The organism is Cytobacillus eiseniae (assembly GCF_017874625.1).
Taxonomy (GTDB): Bacteria; Bacillota; Bacilli; order Bacillales; family Cytobacillaceae; genus Cytobacillus; species Cytobacillus eiseniae.
Genome location: NZ_JAGIKZ010000029.1, coordinates 38,783 through 45,394, shown reverse-complemented (window position 1 = coordinate 45,394; position 6,612 = coordinate 38,783). Strand labels below are relative to the sequence as shown.

Below are 6,612 nucleotides of genomic sequence, written 5' to 3'. Positions count from 1 at the left end.
TTTTTTTCGCCAGTTCGGGGTTCAATCCCCTCTATTGAAGACTCTTTGATGTTTTTTTTCGCCAGTTCGGGGTTCAATCCCCTCTATTGAAGACTCTTTGATGTTTTTTTTCGCCAGTTCGGGGTTCAATCCCCTCTATTGAAGACTCTTTGATGCTTTTTTTCTCCTGTTCGGGGTTCAATAGCACCTATTGAAGACTCTTTGATGCCTTTTTTCGCCTGCAATAAAAAAATGCTTTATCTTAAATTTTTTAAGTCAATAAGCGGAATTTCTCCGTCTATTTATCCGCATGAATGCTGTGCCTGAGCCTGAGCCTCTGCTTTTATTTTCTCTCTTGCCCGAACGACTTAGTAAAAGGCTACGGATGAGAAAATGAACCGATCGACTAGATGACAAGTGAGAGCGAGCACGATCCAGTAAAGGTAACTAATCAACCATTTGTGATTTCTAAAACTGCCTGTTCAGCTGATAGAAGTGCACCTTCAAGATGTCCTCCAAATTGAGAATTCGTCTCTGTTCCAGCAAAAATAATTTTCTTATCCCAAATTCCTTCTTGTGGTGGTTTTCCATATACGGGAAAGTCCTTGAGTGGATGGAAGTCTTCTTCAACAGCCGTTTCGACATCACTGGCCCAATCTTTGTAAAGGATAGAACTTACGTTTTTGGCAGAGGGTCCAAAGAGTCTAACGAATTGGTCAATAACCATTTTAACTAATTTCTCCTCACCTAGTTCTTGTCGCATTTTCGCTGGCATACCGAAAAAACCAAATAATGCACCGGAACCTGTTTCAGGTGAAGCATCATGGATTTCTTGCAAAGGTCCAACCCAGCTTGATGCGAAGCCAGAGAGCCCTGAATCTCTCCAAAAAGGGCGTTCATAGATTGCAACTGCCTTAGCCTGTCCCGCCATCCACGTAGGTTTGTTTACTAGGTTAGTAACAAGATTGGGAGGGAGAGAAGGCGAGAATTCAATATGACGCGCAATAATCCGGGGCGGCAATGCTAGGATAACAGCGCTTGCCGCAATATTTTTTCTATTTCCATCAGCAAGGTCAGCTTCTACCGTGATTGCATTCGCTTCATCCAGTCGAATGGCTGTAACTCGTGTTTCAGGCTCGACTATTTCAGAGGGGATCGTATTTGCTACAGCATTAATGAGAGACTGTACACCACCAATCATTCGAATGGACTTTGCATTTGAATTTTTAGGCAGGACATAACGCTCGGGCTCATCCTTTTCGGATCGTTCGACGAGCATTGCTCCCTCGGTGTACTGTTCAAATGTTCTTATATTTAATTCATTCACAAGATTGGTAATCGTGCTCTCATACTGCGGCCAGAACCATGTCGGTCCGAGGTCAAATGTCCCCAGTTCAGGTCTGCCTGCAACAGAAGTACTTAATACTCTGCCGCCAATCCGATCTCTAGCTTCCAGAACGATACATTTGATCCCCTGTGCAGTAAGTAGCGACGCAGCATGAAGGCCACTTAATCCAGCTCCAACAATGACTACAGGTTTCTCCATCTTCTCTCCTCCTTATAGTTTTAGTTTTTTCATCATATTTTGAACGAGGAAATCAAAATATTGAAGATCTCCTGAAGATCTAGCTAATAATTGCGCCCCTTGTACACATGCCATGATGAACTGCGACTCTCCCTTGGGACTAATTTCATCATTCACTATGCCAGATTCTTTCCCTTGTTCGATGACTCTTTCAATCCACCTTCCGTGTCGAACAAGTGATAACCTATTATAAAAACAAAGGTCTTATAGATTAGTTGCTCTTATCGTTAAATTGATAAAGTATCTGTATGAGTATTCTATCTACTAGTAGGTAGATTGTAAAATGAAGTAGTTTAGAAAAATCTAATAAGATGGATAAAGTTTTTGTGGCCTTTCAGTTTATAAGCACATCAAGGTAAAAGAGGTTTACTAGGGATTAGAACAATAAAAGAGGGGGGAGTAGACCCATCAAACATCATCTATTTACTTCTAAGCAGAACAAGATGACATTTTATTTTAATCCTTTTTTCATAAAGCTTTGGAAAAGAAGGAATCTTTATTAAAATAATACGTATAACAAATAAGTGGAGGTAGGACATGGAATTATTGGATATATATGATATCAATCGCAAGAAGACGAATCGTACGTGGGTGCGTGGTGAAGAGATTCAGTCTGGAGATTTTCATTTAGTTGTTCATGTATGCATTTTTAATTCAAATGGCGAGATGCTTATTCAACAAAGGCAGCCTTTTAAAAAGGGATGGCCGAATCTGTGGGATCTTACGGTAGGTGGGAGTGCAACAGCTGGGGATACGAGTCAAACGGCTGCACAAAGAGAATTATTTGAAGAAATTGGCTTGGAAGTAGATTTTCAGCACATGAGGCCTCATTTAACGATTAATTTTGAGAAGGGCTTTGATGATTTTTATTTAATTGAGGAAAATGTGGATTTACATACGCTCACTTTACAGGAAGAAGAAGTGCAAAACGTGAAATGGGCAAGCAAGGAAGACATTTTGATGATGATCAAAAACGGAGAATTTATTCCTTATTATGAAAGTTTTATTCAATTGCTATTTGATAGCCGAAAACAGCGTGGGGTGTTTCAAGGGTAATCAAGCTTTTTGAAGTCAGCAGGTATAAATAAAAGTAGGTGTTATTATGGAGGATTTAATGGATTTGGAAACGCGATTTAAAAAGAAAAAAATAAAGTACACGCATATACCTAATTGTGGGACAGATTTGAGGAAGCAATGGGAAGCTCATTTTTCTAATCATTTGAGTGATAAAGAAAAGGAGTCCATTTTTCTTTATGATAAGGATGGTTATTGTGGCTATCTTTGGCACCTATTTAGTTTTAATAAAAGAAGTAGTTTGGAAATGGAACAAGCGGATTGCGCATTTAATAATGAAGCGAAACAATTCTGCTATGTTTTTTATCAGCACACAAATGATGGGTGGATTCTTGAAAATGCCTCTTCATTACATGCCGAAGATTTTTTAAATGAAGAGGACGTATATGTTGTAGATAAGGCGTTCACTTGGACCTATGTGCGAACGCATGAAACAGGCTGGTGTGGTCCATATTTTAGTAGAAAAGATATGTAGTGATGGAGAGGGTTAAATGGATTTGCATGAGATGAAAGAACAACTGGTTTTAATGAATGAAAAATTGAGTCAGCCATTCCCTTATAGGGATACTGATAGAATACAAGAAGATTACTGTGTGATTTTTGAAAAGTTATCGGATGAGGAAAATGGGTTAACAGCGGATTTTAATACGTATTGTATGAATATTGCTGGGACGTTGAGTTATGTTTTGCGAGAGAAGTCGAAGGACATTCCAAACGGCCAAGTCGAAATGTTGCACTTCTCTTTTTTTGAGTACTTCAAGCAATATACATTTTTTGAAGAGAGCATTTCTCATTATAATGATTTTTATCAAGAGTATATGAGTTTTGAAGAGACGAGAAAACTGCTGCTGGCATTTTTGCGGAACGAGTAGGTGTCAAATGTATTTATCTTAAGGTTTTAATAATTTGAATTTTTTTATAATTAATACTATGTTAGTATCTAATGAAACAAGTTAAGATATTCATTTTATTTGAGGAGGATTCATATGGAAACAATATCATGCCAATCAGGAATTATTTATGAATTTAGTAAATCAAATAAGCCAGTTAAAACGGTTGCATCTGGAACGACGATTGAAATGGAAACATATGATTGCTTCCAAAATCAAATCCAATCGGCGGATACGGTTGTTGCTGAAATTGATTGGAATCGAATTAATCCAGCGACTGGGCCTATTTTTGTTGAAGGGGCAAAGCCTGGTGATGTGCTGAAGGTGAAAATTGAAAAGCTGGAAATTCAAGATCAAGGTGTTATGGTTGTTGGGCCAAATCTAGGTGTAATGGGGCATCGGATTGAACAAATGGAAGCCAAAATTATTCCGATCCGTGATGGAAAAGCGCTTTTTAATGAGATTGAGATTCCATTAAATCCAATGATTGGAGTGATCGGAGTGGCGCCATCTGGTGAAGGTGTGAACTGCGGAACACCTGGTGCGCATGGGGGAAATATGGATAATAAAATGGTGACAGAGGGGGCAACCTTATATTTTCCTATTTTCGTAGAAGGCGCCTTATTTGGTTTAGGTGATTTTCATGCAGCAATGGGGGATGGCGAGGTTAGTGTATCTGGCATCGAAATTCCCGGCAAAGCGACGGTTACGCTTGAAGTGCTTAAGGATGTAAAGCTGCGTCATCCAATGCTAGAGACAGAAGAGGTCGTGACACAAATTGTTTCAGCGGAAACATTGGATGAAGCATGTAAAATCGCAACAGAGGAAATGATTGACCTTATTGTCAATAAAACAGGACGTCCGTTAAGCGAAGTCACGATGCTCATGAGTGCAGCAGGTCAAGTGGAAGTATGCCAAATTGTTGATCCCTTGATGACCGCTCGAATGGTCGTGCCAAAGTGGCTGTTAAAGCAATTGGGTGTGGAGTTGATTTAGGCTTGGTTGGTAGGTAGGGGAAACAGAGAGGGCCTGTGTTTCCCTACGAATTGAGAAGTGTATAAAAAGTCCTGTATTATGAAGTCAACTATTTATTTTCCTTCGAACATGGTCAGATAAGGTAGTAGATGTCTACTTTTTAAATTCATCTTCTAATTCAATTTCAATTTCTTCATTAGTTATCTTATATATATCCTTTTCTTTGACATCAAGATGCTTTGTAATCATCTTTAATTGATATTTAATATCCGATAGACTGTAAATTACATACAACATAAATAGTATTCCTAAGATCATCCAGAACATTTACATGCCTCCATAAATTTTCTTTAATTCTATAAGAATAGAATTTTCTTCCTTTCCTTAATTTCATTATAAATGCAATACACCTTATATAACAATCTTTGAGAAGCATTCATCTCATAGACCAGTTCAATGGGATCATTCCCTATTTTTATCACAAACTTTTGTCTCATAGGTCGCTTCCGTGTGACAGTTGTATAAACTTGTCTATTTCCTTTTAAGCAGATTTTAGGTAAACTAAATTTCATTATAAGCTCCTAGAAAAGAAGGGTTAACTATTGACAAGTAAAAATAACAAGTATCAAAATCAATCGTTGTTTAGTATTACCTGGCCGCTTTTTATCGAACTTACTCTGCATATGAGTGTTGGGATTATTGCGACGTTAATTTTGAGTGGGTATTCGGATAAGGCTGTTGCGGGTGTGGGGGTAGCTAATCAGGTTATAAATATTTTTATCCTCATTTTTAATGTAACCGTTATTGGGGCGATGATTTTAATTGGTCAAAATTTAGGTGGAAACCAGTTGAAACGGGCACGTCAGCTTGCACGCTCAGCTTTTGGGATCAATTTATGGGTTGGCGTGATTATGACAGTCGTTGTTGTCTCGTTCGGTGATGTGTTTTTGCGATTTTATGGGTTAAGTGGAGAGATTTATGACTATGCACTTACGTTTCTAACGATTACTGGTTTCTCGCTCGTACTTGAAGCGATTTCCCTTGCCTTGAGTGCTGTTTTGCGCAGCTATGGCCATACAAAAGAAGCGATGATTATGACGGTGATCATGAATATCATTAGTGCGACTGGTTATTTTATTGCGATTAAAGGCTGGTTTGGTTTGCCTATAACAGGGGTTGCAGGGGTTTCGTATTCGATTATCGTTGCGAGGGTTTTCCTCGTTCTCGCTCTGCTTTACTTTGTTTATAGAATATTAGATTTAAAGTTTTCGATAAAAGATGCTTTTTCTATTCATAAAACAGATATAAAGGAAATCTTCCACATCGGCATTCCGTCTGCAGGAGAAAATCTTTCTTATCAGCTTTCACAAATTGTGATCACGAGCTTTGTTGCGATGATCGGAGACGATGCATTGGCGGCTCGTGTGTATATTCTCAATCTTTCCATGCTCTGCTTTTTATTCACGATGGCGATTGCACAAGGAACTCAGCTGCTAATCGCACGTTATATTGGCGCAGAGGACTACGATCGAACCTTAAAACGAGGACTGAAGACATTAAAAATTTCGATGGTCGTTTCGTTAGCGGTGTCGCTTGCCATTGCACTTACAGGAGAGCCGGTATTAGCAGTATTTACAGATGAAGCGAGCATCATTTCGATCGGACTTCCCGTACTATGGGCGATTGTATTTATTGAACCTGGCCGTGCGATGAATATTGTTCTGATGGGGTCTTTAAAATCAGTCGGCGATGTTCGTTTCCCTGTAGTTATTGGCGTGATTTGCATGTGGGGAGTTGCCGTTGTATTTAGCTATCTTTTTGGCGTAATCTTTGGATTAGGTTTGCTAGGAATTTGGCTGGCACAAGGGATGGATGAATGGATTCGTGGAATCTTTGCCTTAAGGCGCTGGTTATCTAAACCTTGGTTTAAGAAGAAGGCTGTGAAGTATGAAACGGCAACAAATAGAGGATAGTGGGAAAATTGAGAAAAGTGGGCGAATCCTGATAAAATTAGGAGATTTGTTCACTTTTTTTCTTTTGATAAGAAAAGTTGAAAAGTTCAATGCTCGGTGGGGATTTTAAGAAAAGTGACTCGATGTTCCTCCCTTG

Annotated in this window: 7 protein-coding genes; 5 read left to right on the top strand and 2 right to left on the bottom strand. The window is 38.9% G+C overall.

Annotated elements, in window-relative coordinates:
* Window positions 1-430: 430 nt before the first annotated feature.
* On the bottom strand, window positions 431-1,525 hold the full coding sequence (locus J2Z40_RS17215) for a flavin monoamine oxidase family protein (protein WP_066391905.1): 1,095 nt from the start codon (window positions 1,523-1,525) through the stop codon (window positions 431-433).
* Between the two features lie 576 nt (window positions 1,526-2,101).
* Here J2Z40_RS17215 and J2Z40_RS17210 point away from each other — a divergent pair.
* The 4 genes from J2Z40_RS17210 to J2Z40_RS17195 all read left to right on the top strand — a co-directional run bounded on the left by J2Z40_RS17210 (window position 2,102) and on the right by J2Z40_RS17195 (window position 4,524).
* A complete protein-coding gene (locus J2Z40_RS17210; protein ID WP_066391907.1) occupies window positions 2,102-2,620 on the top strand; it encodes an NUDIX hydrolase in 519 nt (172 codons plus the stop codon).
* Between the two features lie 58 nt (window positions 2,621-2,678).
* Window positions 2,679-3,113, top strand: a complete 435-nt coding sequence (locus J2Z40_RS17205) for a DUF4275 family protein (protein ID WP_066391909.1) — start codon at window positions 2,679-2,681, stop codon at window positions 3,111-3,113.
* 16 nt (window positions 3,114-3,129) lie between these two features.
* On the top strand, window positions 3,130-3,510 hold the full coding sequence (locus J2Z40_RS17200) for a YxiJ family protein (RefSeq protein WP_066391911.1): 381 nt from the start codon (window positions 3,130-3,132) through the stop codon (window positions 3,508-3,510).
* Window positions 3,511-3,624: 114 nt separating this feature from the next.
* A complete protein-coding gene (locus J2Z40_RS17195) occupies window positions 3,625-4,524 on the top strand; it encodes an acetamidase/formamidase family protein (RefSeq protein WP_066391914.1) in 900 nt (299 codons plus the stop codon).
* Between the two features lie 132 nt (window positions 4,525-4,656).
* On the opposite strand, the gene J2Z40_RS17190 is transcribed toward J2Z40_RS17195, so the two are convergent.
* A complete protein-coding gene (locus tag J2Z40_RS17190) occupies window positions 4,657-4,830 on the bottom strand; it encodes a hypothetical protein (protein ID WP_157087793.1) in 174 nt (57 codons plus the stop codon).
* A gap of 275 nt (window positions 4,831-5,105) precedes the next feature.
* Between J2Z40_RS17190 and J2Z40_RS17185 the strand changes: the two genes are divergently transcribed.
* Window positions 5,106-6,476 carry an MATE family efflux transporter gene (locus tag J2Z40_RS17185; protein WP_066391918.1) on the top strand — a complete coding sequence of 457 codons (1,371 nt, stop codon included), beginning with the start codon at window positions 5,106-5,108 and terminating at the stop codon, window positions 6,474-6,476.
* The last annotated feature ends 136 nt before the right edge of the window (window positions 6,477-6,612 follow it).

Bases quoted from the DNA above. Each gene is read 5' to 3' on its own strand.
- J2Z40_RS17190 (WP_157087793.1), bottom strand. From the start codon at position 4,830: ATGTTCTGGATGATCTTAGGAATACTATTTATGTTGTATGTAATTTAC.
- J2Z40_RS17195 (WP_066391914.1), top strand. From the start codon at position 3,625: ATGGAAACAATATCATGCCAATCAGGAATTATTTATGAATTTAGTAAA.
- J2Z40_RS17205 (WP_066391909.1), top strand. From the start codon at position 2,679: ATGGATTTGGAAACGCGATTTAAAAAGAAAAAAATAAAGTACACGCAT.
- J2Z40_RS17215 (WP_066391905.1), bottom strand. From the start codon at position 1,525: ATGGAGAAACCTGTAGTCATTGTTGGAGCTGGATTAAGTGGCCTTCAT.
- J2Z40_RS17210 (WP_066391907.1), top strand. From the start codon at position 2,102: ATGGAATTATTGGATATATATGATATCAATCGCAAGAAGACGAATCGT.
- J2Z40_RS17200 (WP_066391911.1), top strand. From the start codon at position 3,130: ATGGATTTGCATGAGATGAAAGAACAACTGGTTTTAATGAATGAAAAA.